This window comes from Algimonas porphyrae (assembly GCF_041429795.1).
GTDB classification, from domain to species: domain Bacteria; phylum Pseudomonadota; class Alphaproteobacteria; order Caulobacterales; family Maricaulaceae; genus Litorimonas; species Litorimonas porphyrae.
Genome location: NZ_CP163424.1, coordinates 947,940 through 966,455 on the forward strand (window position 1 = coordinate 947,940; position 18,516 = coordinate 966,455).

General features: G+C 60.2%; 13 protein-coding genes. 6 read left to right on the plus strand and 7 right to left on the minus strand.

Translation table 11 applies throughout. From position 1 onward, the window contains the following. Nucleotides 1–8: 8 nt before the first annotated feature. The gene (locus AB6B39_RS04750) at nucleotides 9–1,964 is read right to left on the minus strand and encodes a TIR domain-containing protein (RefSeq protein ID WP_284373093.1); all 1,956 of its coding nucleotides are present in this window, start codon (nucleotides 1,962–1,964) and stop codon (nucleotides 9–11) included. Nucleotides 1,965–2,117: 153 nt separating this feature from the next. Here AB6B39_RS04750 and AB6B39_RS04755 point away from each other — a divergent pair, with 153 nt between their 5' ends. After that, nucleotides 2,118–3,509: a sensor histidine kinase gene (locus AB6B39_RS04755; protein ID WP_284373091.1), complete on the plus strand. Its 1,392-nt coding sequence runs from the start codon at nucleotides 2,118–2,120 to the stop codon at nucleotides 3,507–3,509. Nucleotides 3,510–3,513: 4 nt separating this feature from the next. On the opposite strand, the gene AB6B39_RS04760 is transcribed toward AB6B39_RS04755, so the two are convergent. From AB6B39_RS04760 to AB6B39_RS04780, 5 genes are all read right to left on the minus strand, one after another. Then, nucleotides 3,514–4,905 carry a TolC family protein gene (locus AB6B39_RS04760; protein ID WP_284373089.1) on the minus strand — a complete coding sequence of 464 codons (1,392 nt, stop codon included), beginning with the start codon at nucleotides 4,903–4,905 and terminating at the stop codon, nucleotides 3,514–3,516. Between the two features lie 4 nt (nucleotides 4,906–4,909). Further along, a complete protein-coding gene (locus AB6B39_RS04765; protein WP_284373086.1) occupies nucleotides 4,910–6,148 on the minus strand; it encodes an ABC transporter permease in 1,239 nt (412 codons plus the stop codon). Next, complete coding sequence (locus tag AB6B39_RS04770) at nucleotides 6,149–6,862, minus strand: ABC transporter ATP-binding protein (RefSeq protein WP_371398698.1); 714 nt, start codon at nucleotides 6,860–6,862, stop codon at nucleotides 6,149–6,151. It abuts the gene before it with no gap. A gap of 12 nt (nucleotides 6,863–6,874) precedes the next feature. Further along, a complete protein-coding gene (locus AB6B39_RS04775; RefSeq protein ID WP_284373081.1) occupies nucleotides 6,875–8,377 on the minus strand; it encodes an efflux RND transporter periplasmic adaptor subunit in 1,503 nt (500 codons plus the stop codon). A gap of 178 nt (nucleotides 8,378–8,555) precedes the next feature. Further along, complete coding sequence (locus AB6B39_RS04780; RefSeq protein WP_284373079.1) at nucleotides 8,556–10,211, minus strand: DEAD/DEAH box helicase; 1,656 nt, start codon at nucleotides 10,209–10,211, stop codon at nucleotides 8,556–8,558. Between the two features lie 213 nt (nucleotides 10,212–10,424). Here AB6B39_RS04780 and AB6B39_RS04785 point away from each other — a divergent pair, with 213 nt between their 5' ends. From AB6B39_RS04785 to AB6B39_RS04795, 3 genes are read left to right on the plus strand one after another with little or no spacing between them, the layout of a single operon-like run. Further along, entirely contained in the window at nucleotides 10,425–10,811 is a 387-nt protein-coding gene (locus AB6B39_RS04785) for a BlaI/MecI/CopY family transcriptional regulator (RefSeq protein ID WP_284373077.1), read from the plus strand. A 59-nt stretch (nucleotides 10,812–10,870) separates the two neighbouring features. Then, complete coding sequence (locus AB6B39_RS04790; protein WP_284373073.1) at nucleotides 10,871–13,021, plus strand: M56 family metallopeptidase; 2,151 nt, start codon at nucleotides 10,871–10,873, stop codon at nucleotides 13,019–13,021. Between the two features lie 8 nt (nucleotides 13,022–13,029). Then, the gene (locus AB6B39_RS04795) at nucleotides 13,030–15,204 is read left to right on the plus strand and encodes a TonB-dependent receptor plug domain-containing protein (protein ID WP_284373071.1); all 2,175 of its coding nucleotides are present in this window, start codon (nucleotides 13,030–13,032) and stop codon (nucleotides 15,202–15,204) included. 37 nt (nucleotides 15,205–15,241) lie between these two features. On the opposite strand, the gene AB6B39_RS04800 is transcribed toward AB6B39_RS04795, so the two are convergent. Beyond that, complete coding sequence (locus tag AB6B39_RS04800) at nucleotides 15,242–16,411, minus strand: glutathione S-transferase family protein (protein WP_284373069.1); 1,170 nt, start codon at nucleotides 16,409–16,411, stop codon at nucleotides 15,242–15,244. A 202-nt stretch (nucleotides 16,412–16,613) separates the two neighbouring features. Between AB6B39_RS04800 and AB6B39_RS04805 the strand changes: the two genes are divergently transcribed. Both AB6B39_RS04805 and AB6B39_RS04810 read left to right on the plus strand, forming a co-directional pair. Continuing rightward, complete coding sequence (locus AB6B39_RS04805; RefSeq protein WP_284373067.1) at nucleotides 16,614–17,222, plus strand: uridine kinase; 609 nt, start codon at nucleotides 16,614–16,616, stop codon at nucleotides 17,220–17,222. A gap of 56 nt (nucleotides 17,223–17,278) precedes the next feature. Then, entirely contained in the window at nucleotides 17,279–18,514 is a 1,236-nt protein-coding gene (locus AB6B39_RS04810) for a NupC/NupG family nucleoside CNT transporter (protein WP_284373064.1), read from the plus strand. The last annotated feature ends 2 nt before the right edge of the window (nucleotides 18,515–18,516 follow it).

Consider the following 18,516-nt stretch of genomic DNA (forward strand, 5'->3'; position numbering starts at 1 on the left):
TGTCCTGCCTAATCGGTCATCCCCAAACGCACAAGCAGCGCCTTGAAATCTTCGCGTCCGCGGAGCGGGTCCAGTGCAGGGTCGAAACCCGCCAGCGATAGACCTGTATCTTTCAGGCTTTCCGCTTTCAGCAATGTCTCCATAGCCTGCTGGAGCGCGCCCATATCGGCCTGTATCTGGGCTTGCTGATAGGCACCCGCATCGCCGAAAGTGGCGATCAGATTGTCGAGCGCGACCGCCGCCGCTGCCGTGTCGGATAAGCGCGTGGCAACATAGGCGTCGCAGGGGTAGCGCTCCATCAGATTTTTCTCGCGAGCGCATTCCGCTGCGCCGTCATCGACCTGACCGTTAAAAATCAGGGCGGAGGCCAGCCGTGCGCGGGTCGAATAGCGATCTGGCTGAAAGCTCAGGGCGGTGCGATAGGCCCGAACCGCCGCCTCATATTGGCGATCAGCGAAAAAGGCGAGGCCCAGTGTTTCCGAAGCGGCAGCGTTCAGCGGGTCAAGTGCGCGCGCTGTGATCGCCTGATCGATCGCAGCCTTCGTCTGTCCGCTGCTCATCAGGAAAATGGCATAGCGCGACAGGCCGGACGCCTCGTTCAGGCCCAGTTCTGCGGCGCGGGCAAACGGCTCGGCTGCGCCACCGATATCGACACGCCCGGTCTGCAGCACAGTCCCGAGAATGGCATGAAGCAGGGCATCGTCAGGGGCTAGGTCCACGGCCTTGCGGGCGGAGGCTTCGGCCTGATCCAGCAGGGCTTTCGCCATGTCCGTCTCCGTCGCATAGGCGCCCAGCGTCATGTAGATTTCCGACACCCAGCCATGGGCGCGCGCAAAGTCGGGGTCCAGGGCGATGGCGCGTTCGAAGTTTCGACGCGCATCCTGAATGGAAGCCAGCGTGGCGGCGCTAATCAGCCGCTCATTGCCTTTGAGAAATTCCAGAAAGGCTTCGGGATTGGTGGCATCGCCGCGACCCGTTCGGGGTCCGCTCTCCGCCTCGCTCGCCAGTGTCGAGACAACCCGTGTGACGATTTGGTCGCGCAGCGCGATCACCTGGTCTTCAGCATAGTCCAGGCTGCCGACCCAGCGCTGAAAGGCGCTCTTCGCGTCGACGAGGCTGGTCGTGAGTTGCAGGCCTTCGGGGCCGCGTTCCAGCCGTCCTTCCAGAATGTGGGACACGTTCAGCCGTTCGGCAATCGCCTGCGCACCAATCGCCTCTTTCGCGACGGCGTGAGAGGATGAGCGCGCGACAATGCGCAGAACATTGTTCATCGCCAGAGCGTCGCGGATCGAAGATGACAGGCCCTGCGCCAGATAGTCATAGGCCGGATCACCTACATTGTTTTCAAACGGCAGAATGGCGAGGCCCTTGTCCCGTATGTTGGGACCGGACGACCGCAAGGCATAAAACCCGCCGACCCCGAGCACGCCGACCGTTCCCAGCCCGAGACCTGCGAGCATCGCCGTGCGCCGTGACAGTCCCCCCGCTTCCACGTTCGCGCCCGTTGGCGCGGGTCCGCGTCGATCCGGCGGTGAATAATCCCGGTCATGCAGCTTCGCCAGACCGCGCGACAGATCGTCAAACGCCTCCGGAGCTTTGTGCCAACCGCGCATATCGATCACCTGGACTTGCCGGAATCCGAGCGGCGGCATGGTGCCGTCCAGAGTCAGCGGGATCATGCGTTCGCGCTCCCGCCCGCTGGTCGCTTCATCGCGAACCCAGTGAGAGGTGACGGAATGTCGCGACCACAGCACGACGACGGCCTTGGCGCGTTCCAGCGCGGCTTCCGTGGTTTCCAGGAACGACGTTCCACCTTCCAGCATTCCGTCCCACCAGACGGAATAGCCGGCCGCTTCGATAGCCTGAATGATCGGCAAGGCCTGTGCCTGATCCTGCCGGGAATAGGAGAAAAACACGCTCGTCTCTGCGTGTGGTTCGCTCTCATTATCGTCCGGCGCGCTCACGGCTGACCTATCTCTCCCTGACTTTATCCTCCGCTTAGATCAGTCGGAGCGGATTGGCGAGGGCTGCGACAGATTGATGCGGTGCGGCTCCGTAACCAGTCCGTAGCTATTGCCCGCTATGGAATTCCCGGAATGTCGGTTGGAGGGCCGTACATGCGAGATCTGATAAGCCGCTGGGAGGCGTTTCTGCGACTTGACCGCCTTGGCGGTGCGTCGGACCTGTTCAAGGCCCGGACGGTCTATGTCACCGGTCTGGCTTTTCTGATCCTGCAGGCCGTCAACGGCGTACAGATGTACTTCTCCTATGATGGCTGGATACTCGACCATCATCTGCTGCTGGTTGCGATCGCCGTCTTTTCCGGCGCCGCTGTCAGCCTCCGCTACCAAGCGAATTTTGACTTCATCTCGGTGCTCTGGGGCGCAGCCATTCTGATCGGTGTGGCCGGATCGGCCATTCCGGCCAATGTCGGCATCAATTCCGCCCTGCTTCCGGTTCTGGTTGCGGGTGTCGTGATAATCGCCATTCTCGGCAGTCGCCGGTCATTGCTCATCTATTGTCTCAGCGCGTGTCTACTGACGGTCGCGCTGCATCTGAACGCGGCAGAGGCAGATATTTACGTATTGGCCGATCCGGACTATGTTGCCTTGCGCAATATGCAGCGCAGCATGCAAACGGGCATTGCCATCGTCATGGCAGGTTCCGTCATGGGCGTGCTGAGCCTGACACTGAACAATCTTTTTCGCTCTCTCGAACGCAATCTGTCCGAAGCGCGGGCAGCCGAAGCGGCGAAGACGCAGTTTCTGGCCGATATGAGTCATGAGCTCAGGACCCCTCTGAACGGTGTCCTAGGAATGAACCAGTTGCTGATGCGGAGCGATCTGACCGATGAACAACGCCGTTATGCGAGCATCATCGACGATTGCGGGACAGGAATGATCATGGTGATCGACGACGTGCTCGACCTGTCACGACTGGAAGCGTCGCGCATCACCCTCAAACCGACACCGTTCAATCCTGCGCGCATGCTGGATTCGGTCATCGCGCTGCATCAGGCTAATGCCCGTGCCAAGGGTCTGACCGTGCATTTACGGATCGAGCCGGGCCTGCCGCCGCTCTTTATGGGCGATCATGCGCGCTTGCGGCAGATCATCGGCAATCTGATCAGTAATGCTGTGAAATTTACCGACACTGGCCATGTCGCCGTGTCCCTCCGCGGGCGACCGGCCGAGGGCGACATGTGGTGGCTGAATTTCTTCATTCAGGATAGCGGGATCGGCATTACGCCTGAACGCCAGAACCGCATCTTCGAACGGTTCGAACAGGCGCAGGACGGGCAGACCAATACGGTCCGGGGGTCGGGGCTCGGCCTGGCAATCTGCCGGGAACTGACGGATCTGTTCGATGGCCAGATCAGTGTGACCTCAGCGCCCGGACAAGGATCGACCTTCTGTGTCGCCCTGCCGATGCCAGCCGTTGAGCTCGCAACCCCGCAGCAGGAACGGCGCAGTACGGACCGTCCCGGATCTGCGGCCATGGCCAGCTAGGCGCTCAGAGCGGACCAGCTGCGAGGTGGGCCTGCGCGACCGCTTCCAGATAGCGGCGTTCCGTGCGCAGGCGGGAACTGCGAATGGCATCGACCCGGCGCTGCACCGTCAGAACGTCCAGCAGGATCGACTCGCCCAAGTCAAAGCGGACGCCTTCCAGCTCTAGCGCCCGCTCGGCGGATGCCTCCGCTCCGCGCAGATTGACGAGTGAGGCTTCCAGCGCATCGACCAGTGAAATGCGGGCACGAATGTCGCGCAGCGCCGCTCGCAGCGTTTCGGCATAGAGAGACAGGGCCGTATCAAGGCCCGCCTGCGCATCGATCTGGCGGGCCTCATTCAGGCCGCCATCCAGCAGATTATAGGACAGAGCCGCCCCGACAGAGGCGATATAAGTATCGATATCGAACAGATCGGACAGATCGCCTCGTCCAGACAGGGCGGCGCTGAGTGACGCTCCCGGCAGGTCGTCGGCGCGTGCGCCTTCCAGCGAGGCGGCGGCGTCAATCACTGCCAGTCCCGCAGCCTGCACGTCAAACCGCTTCGCAATCAGCGCTGCAGGGGATCCGTTCAATCCGACGCCAGCATCGGATATAGTCGGCAGTTGCGTCGGTAGAACGGGCTGGCCGGACAATGTGTCGTCGCCGAAACCGCCGATCAGAATGGAGAGGGCGCGGCGGGCATCGTCTGCGGCAAAGCGTTGTTCAGCCACAGACGCGCGTGCGCTCTGCACTTCCAGTTCGGACAGAGCGAGGTCGGACCCGGCCACATCGCCGCCTTCGAACCGGGCGCGCGTGACACGCTCCGTCTCGGCCAGAAACTCCAAATTCTGCTCGGCCACGTTCAGCTGCAATTGTGCTTCAATCGCGCCGACATAGGCGGAGACGACATTGGCCATGATGGTGCGGCGAAGCCGCGCCAGCTCGGCGCGGCTGATTTCCGCGCGGGCTTCGGCTCCGTCAATATCGGCGCGAAGACTGCCGAACAGGTCAGGGTCGAATGAGGCGGACAGACCGAGATTGGCATTATCCGTCGTCGTGTCGAGATCGCTCACCAGACCCGACAGGCCAAAGCCCGCAGAACTATTGAGTTGCGGCGCGCGGCGCGCCCTGAACTGCGCCAACTGCGCGTCGGCTCGCGTGACCCGCAGACGCGCCTGTTCCAGATCGAAATTGCGCGCCATGGCCGTGTCCAGATAGGCTGACAGAACCGGGTCCGTGTAAAGCCCGGCGAAACTGTCGGACCTGACCGGGTCAGAATTGACCTGCCAGTCGGCAGGAATTTCGGCTGTCCTCGCGGCGATCAACGGGCCTTCGTCGACATCGACAAGGGTCGCGCAAGCTGACAGCAGGAGCGCTGATAGAGAGAGTGGCAGCGATATGAATGCATGGCGTTTCATGGCTTTACTCACTGCGTAGGGCTTCGACCGGATTGAGGCGCGACGCCCGGAAGGCCGGCAGGAAGCCGAAAATCATTCCGACCAGAGCGGCAGAGCCAAAGGCTAGCAGTGCATTGTCGAGCGAGAAGACCATTTCCAGATCCTCGCCACCCAATTCCTGCTGCGAGATACCGTAACCGATCGCCAGTCCGATCAGTCCCGACAAGATGCAGATAAGCAGCGCTTCGGTCAGGAACTGGGCCAGAACGTCCATCTGCCGCGCGCCCACACTCATGCGAAGTCCGATTTCCCGCGTCCGTTCGGACACGCTGACCAGCATGATATTCATGACCCCGACACCGCCGACGACAAGTGACACGGCCCCCATGGTGAACAGCAGGACGGAGAGGGTGCGCTGCGTATCGGCAAATTGCTGCCGGTTGGCCGAGAAATTGAGGATACGGAAATCGGGTGCATCTGCTGTCGACAGGCCGCGTGATCGGCGCAGGATCGCATCGAGATCGTTCTCGATCCGGTCCAGCACTTGCTGGTTTTCGCCGACGACACGGAACTGATTGACATGGTTGCGAACCAGATAGTCTCCGCCGACAAGCCGGTCACGCAGGGTCGAACGCGGCACGAGCACAAAATTGTCGCGGTCCTGGCCATTGTTCCAGCCTGATTCAGGGGCCTTTTCGACCGTACCGACGACAGTGAAGGGCACGGTTCCAATCTTGATCTTGGCGCCAATCGGATATTGACCGCCAAAGACATTCTTGATCACGGTCTGACCCAGAACGGCGACCGTTTCCTTGCGCTCCAGATCGCTTTCCGTGATGCCGCGTCCGTCTTCCAGTTTCAGGTCGTTGGCAAAGAGATGATCCTCATCCGCGCCGCGAATGTCCGATGACCAGTCCGTGGCATCCGTAATGACTGGATATTCGCGGGACAGATTGCCAGTCGCCGCTTCGACGCCTGGCAGGGCCCGTATTTCGCGCAGATCGGCCTCGTTCAGGCGACGATAGGGCCGCCGCTGCGATGAGCGACCCCGGGTCCAGTCCGGAAAGACGGTGATCGTACGCGCCTGCGGTCCGTCCAGACTTTCGAGAATTTTCTTCTCCGCCCCTTCCCCGATCGCCAGCATGACATAAACGGCTGCGACGCCGATGATGATGCCGAGCATGGTCAGAAGCGTGCGCATCGGATGTTCGAGCAGGCTGCCAAACGCGTTTCGAAGCAAGCGGAAACCGGGAATGGATAACATCTAAGCGGCCTCCGCCCGGTTGGGTACATCGGACACGATCTGTCCGTCGCTCATCGTGATGATGCGCGAAGCATAGTCGGCCACTTCAAGATCGTGGGTGATCAGCACGATGGTCAGCCCGTCTTCACGGTTGAGTTTGACCAGCAGGTCCATGATCTCTGCCGACGTCTTGCTGTCGAGCGCACCGGTTGGCTCATCGGCCAGCAGCAGGGCTGGCGAGCCGACAAGCGCGCGGGCGATCGCGACACGTTGCTGTTGTCCGCCAGACAGTTCCTTGGGCTTGTGATGTCCCCGGTCACCAAGCCCGACGGATTCGAGTGCCTTCGCCGCACGGGTTTCACCATCGGTCAGTCTGGGTCGGCGATATTGCAATGGCATCATGACGTTGTGCAGAGCGCTGCGGCGCGGCATGAGCTGAAACTGCTGAAAAACGAAGCCGAGCGTTTCACCGCGATAGGACGCCAGATCCCGCGGTTTGAGCGAGCCGACATTCTGGCCGTCAATAATGACATCGCCGCTATCGGGTTTGTCCAGGCCGCCCAGCATATTCATCAGAGTCGATTTGCCGGAGCCGCTCGATCCGATGACGGCGAGAAATTCACCAGTCGCCACATCAAGCGTGACGCCGTCCAGCGCGTGGATGGTCGACCCACCCAATGTGTAGGATTTCCGCAGATCGACGGTCTGAATCATGGGTGTGGCAGGACCGCTCATCGACCGGCCTGCCTATCGCGCCGCGCCGGGGCGTCCGCCTGGACGCCCACCGGGACCGCCGCGCTGACCATCACCGCCTGCCCGGACACCTGTCACGACGCGCTCGCCGGGTTCGAGACCGGAGACGACCTCGACGAACGCTCCGTCCGACAGGCCGAGTTTGATCGTGCGCGGTTCCATCTTGCCGTCATCGGTCGCCACCCAGACATCGACAGGCCGGATGGTGCGTTCCAGCGTGACTTGCGCCGTGTAGCGGGATTGCTCTTCAGGGCCGAGAAACTGCCGGACCTGATTGGTAACAATTTCGCCCAGTTGAATCCGCATCGGTGTGTGCATGAAGCTGCGGGTCGGATCATTGATGATGTCGCGTACCGTTTGCGTCGAAGGCTCGACGCGGCTGGCAAACTCCTGAATGCGGTCCTCGGAAATGCCGATCGTGCGCAGCCGCTCATAGGTCGGGTCGAGCAATGTCTGGTCTTCGGTCTGCGCATTGTCACTCTGGAACATGGCGATTTGCTGCGGCGACGGGCGGAACCGCTCCGCCGTGACAGGCAGGCGCGAAACGCCTGACCGCACATCCGTCGTGACTTCAAGATTGGCCGTCATGCCGGGCATCAGGATTCCGTCGGGATTTTCGGCTTTCACGACTGCAACATAGGAGACAATATTATTCGCCTCGACCGATTGCAGGCGCAACTGCTCGACGACACCTTCGATGGTTCGGTCGGGATAGGCATCGACGGTGAACTTTGCCTTGTCGCCCGGGTTCAGCCCCGCCACGTCGGATTCGACGATCCGGGCTTCGACCATGATTTCGGAGAGGTCGGCGGCGATTGTGAACAGTTCGGGTGCGTTGAAACTCGCCTGCACGGTCTGTCCCGGATCAACCTTGCGGTCGATGATGACGCCGTTGATCGGGCTGGTAATCTTGGTTCTGGCCAGATTTTCCCGTGCCGTATCCATTTCCGCGCGGACCTGCGCTAGCGATGCGCGCTGACTGACGAGCTGGGCTTTGGACAGATCCAGATTGGCTTCGGCCACACCGACATCGCGCTCGGCCTGTTCCATCTGCGCTTCGGACACAGCCTGTTGCGCAAACAGTCCGCGCCGTCGGGCTTCATTCTGTTTGGCTTGCGCTAACGTGACTTCGGCGGACCGGATGCGTGCTTTTTGCACTTCAATGTCAGCCGTAGCAGACCGGATACGGCCTTCCAGCTGTTCGACGCGGTTGCGGAAATTGGTCGGGTCGATGACCGCCAGCAACTGCCCCTCGGTCACGGTCGAATTATAGTCGACCGGCACTTCGAGCAATCGGCCCGATACTTCCGATCCGACCATTACTTCCGTACGCGGAACGATCTTGCCGGTGGCACCGATCACGCGGGTGATCTGACCGGGCGATGCCGGTACCGCCGAGAGTTCCATACGGACTTCCGGTTCGGCACTTTCCGAACATGCCGCAAGCATCACCGATGCAAGGCAAGCCGCGATCCAGACCCGTTTGTTCATCATCATTCTCCCCAGCAGAACCAAGTCTGGCCCCGCAGCGGCGGGACAGGACAGTCTACGACTGTAGTCGCGTAACAAGCTCCACAGATAATGGGTAGCTACGCAAGGCAAGATTGTGAGGATTTAATATTTTCGACGGATGTGTGGCCGATCACGAAATAATGATGTCGACAAAGCGTATGTTTCAGTGTCCGCGTCGTTTGGGCGGAGCCTGTCCGCCACCCCGATTGCGGAACGGTGCGGGCTTACGTCTGGGTTTGCGTTTGAACGATTGCGCCGATTTGGCATTGGGTGCCGATGATCCCGACTGTGGGGGTACGCCTGTCTTGCGGGACGGCGCAGCGCGGCGACGTGCCGGATCGATCTGTGGTCGATCTGTTTTGGTCGAGGGTTCGCGCTTGCCGGTTTCCGTCTCAGTCTGCCGGGTCCTGTAACCCTGACCATCTGTCCGAGGCGAATCCGACCGTGACCCACGCTTTGGCTTGCTGTGGGCTGGCTTGCGTTCTCCAGACGGTGTGTCGGATGCGTTCTTAAAGGTGCTGCGGTCTTGAGCCGATTTCTGGCCCTGATCCCTGCGTGTGGATTTACCTGACGGCTTGCCGGTTTTCTTGCGTGACTTTCCCCGGCCTTTGCGCGCGGGCTGATCGGGGCTCAGATTGACGCGTGCGATGGCAGGGCGCGCTTCAATCACCTTGATCCGGTCGGCCATGTCGTCGGGCATCGTCTCGACAGGAATAGTTTCGCCCAGCAGTTTCTGAATATCCTTCAGATAGGCGCGCTCATCCTTGGCGACGAAGGCGATGGCACGGCCCGAGGCCTGTGCGCGGGCCGTCCGCCCGATACGATGGACATATTGCTCCGGCACATTCGGGATCTCGTAATTGAAAACGTGGCTGATTTCCGGAATATCGATCCCGCGGGCCGCGACATCTGTTGCGACCAGAACATCGACTTCGCCGGACTTGAAGGCATCCAGCGCGCGCGTGCGTTGGCCCTGGCTGCGATTGCCATGAATGGCGAGAGCAGGAATGCCGATTTGCGCCAATCGTTTCACGACCCGGTCTGCGCCGTGCTTCGTGCGCGTGAAAACCAGCGAGCGAGTGACTTCGTCGCGTAGCAGGCTATCGGCCAGCAACATTGGTTTTTCCGGCCCTTCCGCATAGATCAGTGATTGTTCGACCCGTTCAGCCGTCGTGTTGGGCGGAGAAACCGTGACCTTGACCGGATCGCTGAGAAAGCTGTCGGCAAGTTTGCGGATTTTCGGAGGAAGCGTCGCCGAGAAGAAAAGCGTCTGGCGCTTTTTCGGCAAGAGCGGGATGATCTTCCGCAGCGCATGGATGAAGCCCATATCCATCATCTGATCCGCTTCATCGAGAATGAGGACTTCGACGCCGGATAGGCGCACATCGCCCCGGTCGAGCAGATCGATCAGGCGGCCAGGAGTCGCAACCAGAATGTCATTGCCATGCACAAGGCGTTTGATCTGCCTTGCAATGGAGACACCGCCTGTGACTTTGGCGATCTCGAGATCCATCATGAAGCGGCCATAGCTGCGAAAGCTCTTTTCGATCTGTCCGACAAGTTCGCGCGTGGGGGCGAGCACAAGCACGCGCGCCCCGCGTTTCGGCGGGTCCATATCGTGGGTGAAGATATGGTGGAGGGTCGGCAGGGCGAAGGCTGCCGTCTTGCCGGTCCCTGTCTGGGCGATGCCCAACAGGTCCTGCCCTTCCAGCAGATGCGGGATAGCCTGGGCCTGAATGGGGGAGGGTGTGGTGTAGCCGATCGTTGCCAGCGCGCGCGCAATCGGCTCGGCCAGGTCGAGGTCTGTAAATGATGTCATGGAAATTACCGGCGGACAGCGTGACCGGATGTCCGATGTCCTTGGAAAACGCAGCCGCTAAGGTGCCGCTGCGGTCCTGTCAACGCATTCACGCGGCTGAAGAGGATCGGCGGACACCGGGTTTTCTGGTCGAAGCATGACAATTTCGACATAAAGACGACATCTGTCGTTTTGTCGTTTACAGCTTAGCGTCAGTCCTGTACTGCAGCTCCCATGAATAAAGCGATCAAACCGTCTCCGGGTGAAACCGCCATCCTGCAAGTTCTGTGGGAAGCCCAACCGCGCAGTGTGAAGGACATTCACGAAGCGCTCAGCCAGACCCGGTCGGTCGGGTATACGACAACGCTGAAGCAGATTCAGCGCATGTTTGAAAAAGGCCTGGTGACGCGAGAGCGCGGCGAGGGCAAATCCTACGACTATTCCGCCGCCGTTGGCGAAGCCGATACCAAGGCGCGCCTGTTCGACCGGTTTGTATCCACTGCGTTCGAAGGCTCAGTGCCCGATCTGGTGATGCATGCGCTGGGACGGGACGGGGCCAGCTCGGACGATATTGAAAAAATCAGAGAGTTTCTGGATTCGCTGGATCCAGAGTCAGAATGACAATCCTGCGGCCTGTGCCAGCCAAGGGATAGAGACGAGACGTCGAAAGGGGACGAGTAATGAGACTGGATATAACCGCATTCTGGGACGCGCTGGGTTGGGCGATCCTGCACAGTCTTTGGCAGGGGGCTCTGATCGGCTTGGGCGTATGGCTGGCCCGGCTTCTATTGACCGATCGGCGTGCGAAACTGCGCTACCTGACCGGCATGGCCGGTCTTGTAGGGACATGTGCCGCCTTCCTGTCGACATTTGCCGTCCTGCTGATATCCCGACGCGGCATTCCGCTCAGACTGGATCCCCTGCCAACGGGGGCAGTGGATGCAGGCGGTCCGATTAGCGACACGGGCGTTGCCATCAGCGTCTTTCCCGTCCAGTCCCTGCAGACGGATACGACGGTCGCGCTGGTGCCCGTTCTAGGTATGGTTTGGGCGATCGGCTTTGCCTTTCTCAGCCTGCAGGCCTACCGTGCCTGGTCGCAGACACGCTGGCTTGCCACGAATGGTCTTCGAACGCCCGGCGCCGACTGGACACACCGCTTTCAGGCCCTGATCCACCGTAGCCATACGCATCAGCGTATCCGCCTGTTCGTATCCGATCATGTGTCGGGTCCGCTTACACTTGGGGCTCTGCGCCCGATCGTTCTGGTTCCTGCGGGCTTTCTGACAGCGCTGCCTCCGGCCCAGGTCGAAGCGATCCTGTTGCACGAACTGGCCCATATCCGTCGGCATGACTTCCTGTTCGGTCTGGTGCAGACCGCCATCCGCACAGCCCTTTACTTCAATCCGGCTGTCCTGCTGATATCACGCGCCGTCGATGCGGACCGCGAAGAGGCCTGCGATGACATTGCCGTCCAGATCACGGGACAACCCGCCGATCTGGTGCGGGGTCTGGCTGCGCTGCGTCTGTCCAGTGCGGCACCTGATCTGGCGATGGCGGCGGATGGCGGCCCGTTGCTGGCGCGCCTGAACCGTCTGATGGGCCGCCCTGCGCCTCGTCCGGTCCTGCGCAGTGTCACGAATCGCCTGTCGGCAGCGGCGCTCTCGGCTCTGATGCTCGGGACCGCAGCTTGCACCAGCGTGTCGATGGCAAACCCGCAATCCGCAGCTCCGAGCGACCCGCAACTTCCTGACACGGTCGTGCGCGGTTCAGCCGAAGCTGAGGCCCCTAAGTCGCGTTTCTTCGCGCAGGCATCGAACATGGATGCGCCGATTCCGCCCATGCCCGTCATGCCGCCCGTGCCCGCACTTCCGCCGGCCCCCGCAGCGCCTGCCATGCCGCCTGTCCCATCCGTGCCGACCCCCATGATCGGTGATTATGAGAGCGAAGCTGCGTTCGAAGACGCGATGGAAGCCTGGGGCGAGAAGATGGAGGCGTGGGGTACCGAAGTCGAAGCCCGGTTCGAGGGGGACTGGGAAGACAAGATGGAAGCCTGGGGCGCTGAGGTCGAGGCCCGTTTCGAAGGCGACTGGGAAAACCAGATGGAAGCCTGGGGCGAAGAAATGGAGGTCTGGGCAGAATCGCTTGAAGCGCGCGGTATCGATGTCGGTGATCGCCTTGAAGAACTCGGAGCCCTGAAGGGTCTGGAACGGATCGGTGACATCGAAGACTATTCCGAGGCCTATGCAGACCGTATTGCCCAACAGGTCGAGCGTCAGGTGGAGATGGCTCTGCAGCAGCAGGAGCGCGTCGAACGCAATGCAGACCGTCAGGTTCGTATGGCCGAACGTCAGGCCGAACGGGCTCAGCGTGACGCCGAACGGGCTCAGCGCAATGTCGAGAGAGCGGCTCGCGACGCCGCACGCAAGGCGGAGTGGAAAGCAGCCCACAAGTCGCGCAAAACAAGCACGCATACGACCCAGGTCTCGGTCGACGGTGATCATGACGCGATTCAGATCAATGGTCGGACCGTCAATGTCTCTGCACTGCGTCAGAACCTTCTGACGCCTCTGGTGGCGGATGGGTTGATCCGCAATGATCGAGTGGCCGTCAATCTGTCGCTGTGCAGCGACGGTATGGAGATCAATAACCAGGCGGTCAGTGCGGCCCAGAAAAGGCGTTATGAAGGCATCATCGCCGCCTCAGGTCTGGATGTCGATGGCTCTCTCCTCCTGTCGATCAAATCCGATGCGACCAAGATCAAACTGTCAGAGACTGGCGATGATGACGGCGTCACAATGACGTTCGGCACGCATAGCGACGACACGAAGTAGGATATTCCATGTTCAAGTCTTCTTCGCCGCGTTTGACGGCCCTGGTCTCGCTCACCCTTTTCTCAGCGTCGGTTCTGCCCGCTCACGCCTATCAGCAAGTGGACGATTCCCTTCGTGCAGATGCCGAGGCCGAGCTGTCCGGCGCTGAGAATCCGGAGGCTGCGGATGTAACGCCCCCACTCGAACCATCTGCAGCCTCCGACCGCAATGTCTATCAGGCGAGCTATTTCGAGGCCTATGTCCCGCGGACGGCACTGGACATGGTCAGGCGGATCCCGGGCTTTCAAATCCGCTCTGGCGATACGGGTCGGCGTGGTTTGGGCCAGGGCGGCGCGAATGTCCTGATTAATGGCGAACGGCTGACCGGTAAGACCGACCCGTTCAATGAACTGGATCAGCTGCTTGCCAGCAGTGTCGTCGAGATCCGTGTGCTGGAAGGCGCGACACTTTCCATTCCGGGGCTGAGCGGTCAGGTCGTCGACATTATCGTGTCGCGTCCGGATGGTCTCAAAGGCACATGGGAATGGAACCCGCAATTCCGCAAACGTCTGGAGCCCAGCCTGCTGAATGCGGAGCTGAACATATCCGGTGAAGCCGATCTGGCGGGGGGACTGACCTATACGCTGCAATTACGGGAATATGGCTTTCGCAGCGGAGCAATCCGCGACGAGCAGCGCAGCCAGATTGGTGGCGGTCCGATCGAGCAGCGCGACGAGAAGATTTCAAATTTCGGGGACCGGCCAGGCGTTGCCCTGAACCTCGGCTGGACGCCGGCGCCAGAACATAAGGTCAATCTGAACACGGAATATTTCCTGTTCAATTTTGCCCGGACCGCCAATGCGATCCGGACGCCGCTGGGGGCGCAAGGCGACGACTCCCTGACCGAATCCACCAGCAGCGAAGATGAGTGGAATCTGGAAATCGACGGCGATTACGAATTTCCGCTCCTGTCGGGACAGATGAAACTGACCGGGGTCTATGACCGCGAGCATTCGCCCATGTCGAACAGTTTCGCCCTGTTCGATCCGCAGTCGGGGTTTGCCGGAGCCAGCCGTTTCGATCAATTCGGAAAGGAGCTGGAACTGATCGGTCGCGCCGAATATTCATGGAGCCCGACCGAAGGACGGGACTGGCAAGTCGCAGCGGAGGCGGCTTATAATGAGCTGGATATCGAGCAGCAGCTTTTCAGACAAAATCCCGGTGCCGGATTTATCGGTGATCCATTATCCGGTTTCGTTGTCAGCGAAGATCGCTACGAGGTCACGACGACCCATAGTCGTCCGCTGAATGACAAATGGGATTTGCAGGCCTCGATCGGGCTCGAATATTCCAAGTTGATGCAGGACAGGGCGGGCGGTGCCGCCGTCGATCCGCGCAGTTTCTACCGTCCGAAAGGGTTTCTGTCGGCGACCTATAAGGTCGATGACACATTTCGCATCCGCTCGCGCATCGAGCGCGAAGTCGGTCAGCTCAACTTCTTCGATTTCGTGTCGTCGGTCGATCTGGTCGACAATTTGGGGCGCTCGGGCAATCCCGATCTGGTCCCGGCGCAAAGCTGGCTGGCCAGTCTCGATTTTGACAAGGATTTCGGTCAGGGCAATACGTTCCGGATCGAAGTCTATGGCGCGCAGATTTCCGATACGGTCGACCGTATTCCTGTCGGGGCCAATGGCGATGCCGTCGGGAATATCGGAACGGCCTATCGCTACGGTTTCGATATTGCCTCGACATTGAAAGGGGAACGTTTGGGTCTTCCGGGGACGGAGCTGAACCTGATCTTCGACTGGCGGGATTCCATCGTGGACGACCCGGTGCAGGACTTTTCGCGGCGGCTCAATGGCGACAAGGAAATCTATTACGAAGTCAGCTACCGCCACGATATTCCCAGCACGGATTGGGCCTATGGGGCCTTCATGGAACGGTTTATCAGCGCCCGGCAATACAGACTGTTCTCGATCGACCGGAACGGCGTCGACAAGCCCTACGCCGCGATCTTCGTCGAGCATAAGGACGTGTTCGGGATGACGCTGAATGCCAATCTAGGCAATCTGTTCGGGCAGAAGGAGTTTTTCGAGCGCACACGCTTCGATGGCCGACGGGATGTCGGCGTGCCGTCTCAGATCGACAATGCGACCTTCGAATTCGGTCCGATCCTGCGCCTGTCACTCAGCGGAAGTTTCTGACGCATAGGGAAGTCAGACCGTTCCGCGCGAAAGGCCGTTACGGGGCGATTTCATCTTCCCAATATTCGCGATTGTCGCGTCGTTCGACACGACGACGGACCCGCAGGTCCAGCATGTCGTTCAGTCCGGTCTGGGCGAATAGCTCACGAATGGCAGATTGTGTCGTCGGCTCGCACTGTTCGAGATGATCCGTCAGACGCTGTTGCATCCAGAACCGGTACGGCATGACCGCGGTCTTGAGCGACAGGCCATGCCAGTCAAACTGCGCCATGCCGATCGAGCGCTTGATTCCGTCCTGTCGCGAGTCTGGCAGCTGACTCTTCACCTGACCCTCGAACTGATCCTCCAGCCACTGATTGGCGAAGGCAATATGCGCCGACAGTTCCGGGAGGAAATCGTCGGCGACAAAACGCATGAGCGATCTGAGCGACGACGGAATGGTATCGACCAGGCCTTCGGACCCTCCCGTGATGAAATGCGTATCGCGCGGCGGTCGCATCATCCGCTCGGTCCATGCGAATATGCGGGGCGCATCGCGCTTCATGATCAGGGCGGGATGCGGATCACGAGCCAGGTGGGCATAGAGGCCGTTCATCAAGCCATAATCGCCGAGTGTCGGGCGTCCCCCCAGCAAGAAGGCGTGCTGGCTTAGATGGGCGTCAAACAGTGATAGGAATTCCGTATAGCGGGCTTCGATGACAGCCTCGCTTTCAGCGGACACGCCGAAGGCCGCGGCGGCCTGTCGCATCCGTCCTGATGCCTGATCGAACATGGCGGCCTGCTGATCCGGGTTCAGACCCGGTGAGAAGGCTTCCGAGAAGCTGACCTTGAGAAAGTCGAGATTACCGGCATCGAAATTCCAGCGATAATGCATAGCCGGACGTAACAGCCCTTCTCCGCCAAACAGCTCGAAGAGGTGAGCGACGCTCCGCAAGACCGGATCATCGGGCACAATGCTGAAGCGTCCCTGACCTGTGGTCTCGAAATGGTCGATGATGGACGTTCCGTCCTGCAACACAGTGCCGTCCGGCAGGACCAGGACCGGGATTATCCAGCGACCGATCTGCGGCACGATATGGTTCAGGAATTCCGGGTGTCCTGCGCCGCGTTCTTCGAACGGCAACCCGTGATGCAGCAGATAGGCACGCACCTTGCCCGTATAGAGCGAAGCGGACATGCCGTAGAGAATGAGGTGAGGTGCGGTCATGGCCCGTCATGGCGGATTGACCGCCCCAATGAAACGCCATTCGGGCTGTTTTGCATGAACGTGATGCAGGGTGAGGGCTGCGTGAACGATCGGACTGCGCGAACATGTATAAGAGATGCCGCAACGGTCTGGCTTTCGAGGTCGGTTTCGGCTTATGGCGCGGCCATTATCTTTCGGCATGACGGGCAACGCGGTCAGATTCATGAAGACCTTGTTCATTTGCGGCGGCAGTGCGTCCGGCAAAACATATCTGGCGCGCATGATCATGCGCCAACTCCAGAGCGCGACTCTAATGTCGCAGGATGCCTTCTATCATGACCGCCCGTCGGGCAGTGCCGCGGATCGTCATGATTTCGACTTTGACCAGCCTTACGCGATCGACTGGGACGAAATGAAAGCCGCTCTTGAGTCTCTGTGCCAAGGTGAAGTGACCGACATTCCGGTCTACGACTTCAATGTCTCGCTGCGGGCTGGGTCCGAACCGCTGGTTCCCGAAGGTGATGTTCTGATTGTCGATGGGACGTTGATTCTTAGCCAGCCAAAGATCGCGGCCTTGGGCGATGTGTCTGTTTTTGTCCGCGCGCCGGAGACGCTGCGCCGGGCCCGCCGTGAACACAGGGATGTGGAAGAGCGTGGGCGCACCATCACATTCGTCCGGCAGCAGCTGGCGGAACAGGTCTTCCCGGCGCATGACCAGCATGTCGAGCCATCCGCCGTGCATGCCGACCTGATTCTCGACGCCGAGGACATCATGCGCGACCCGGAAGGGACTGTGAGACAGGTTCTGGAACTTCTGGAACAGACAGGCTAGGCGGCTGCCATCTGCAGCAGTGCCGAGGCACTGTGGGCGCAAGGGGACACAATTCGATGAACCATCCTGCCTTCGGCCTTGTTGGCATCATGCTGCTGTTTGCGATCGCGATTGCCTTCTCTTCGGATCGCCGCGCCATCTCGCCGCGTATCGTCCTGGCGAGCTTCGCCCTGCAGGTCGCGATTGCCGTGCTGGTTCTCTTTGTCCCCGTCGGCAAGACAGCGCTGGGTGCGCTGGCCTCCGGCTTCCAGACCCTGCTCGACTACTCCAATGACGGTATCAGCTTCATGTTCGGGCCGCTTGGCGATCCGTCCAATCTGGGTTTCATCTTCTTTGTCCGCGTGCTGCCGGTCATCATCTTCTTCGCCGCGCTGATGGAAGTGCTCTATTATCTGAAGATCATGCCGATCATCGTGCAATGGGGCGGGCGCTTCATGCAGTGGGTGACGGGAACACGCCCGATCGAGAGCCTTAATACGGTCGCCAATATTTTCGTCGGGCAGGCCGAAGCACCGCTGTCGCTCAAGCCCTATCTGAAGAATATTTCCAAGTTCGAGCTGTTCACCATCATGGTATCGGGCCTCGCCTCGATCGCGGGCTCCGTGATGGCGGGCTATGTTGAGATGGGCATTCGCGCGGATTTCCTGATCGCTGCCGCCTTCATGAGTGCGCCCGCCGGTCTGATGATGGCCAAGATCATCATGCCGGTTCCGAAAGATGTCGCGGCGGCCGAACCGGTCGCCAAAATCGAGATGGCGGAAGAACGCAAGGAATATAGCAACGTCTTTCTGGCTGCGGCCAATGGCGCGCAGACGGGCGTTCAGATCGCCATTGCCGTCGCGGCGATGCTGATCGCCTTCATTTCCCTGATCGCGCTGGTCAATGGCTTGCTGGGCTGGCTCGGCGGATTGTTCGGTCTCGACGGCCTGTCGATCCAGTATATTCTCGGGTGGATTTTCTCGCCCGTCATGTGGTCGATCGGGATTCCGTGGGAAGAGGCGCGCATTGGCGGCGCAATCTTCGGTGAAAAAGTCGTGCTCAACGAGTTTATCGCCTATCTGTCATTGATCGATGTACAGGACGAGCTGTCACCCAAGTCAGTTACAATTCTGACCTTTGCCCTGTGCGGGTTTGCCAACTTCGCATCGATCGGCATTCTGCTGGGCGGGCTGGGAACGATTATTCCCGAACGCAAGGCGGAGATTGCCCGGATGGGACTGAAAGCCGTCTTCGCGGCCAGCTTGGCCAATCTGATGAGTGCGGCCTTGGCCGGGATTCTGGTCGGGCTGTAGCC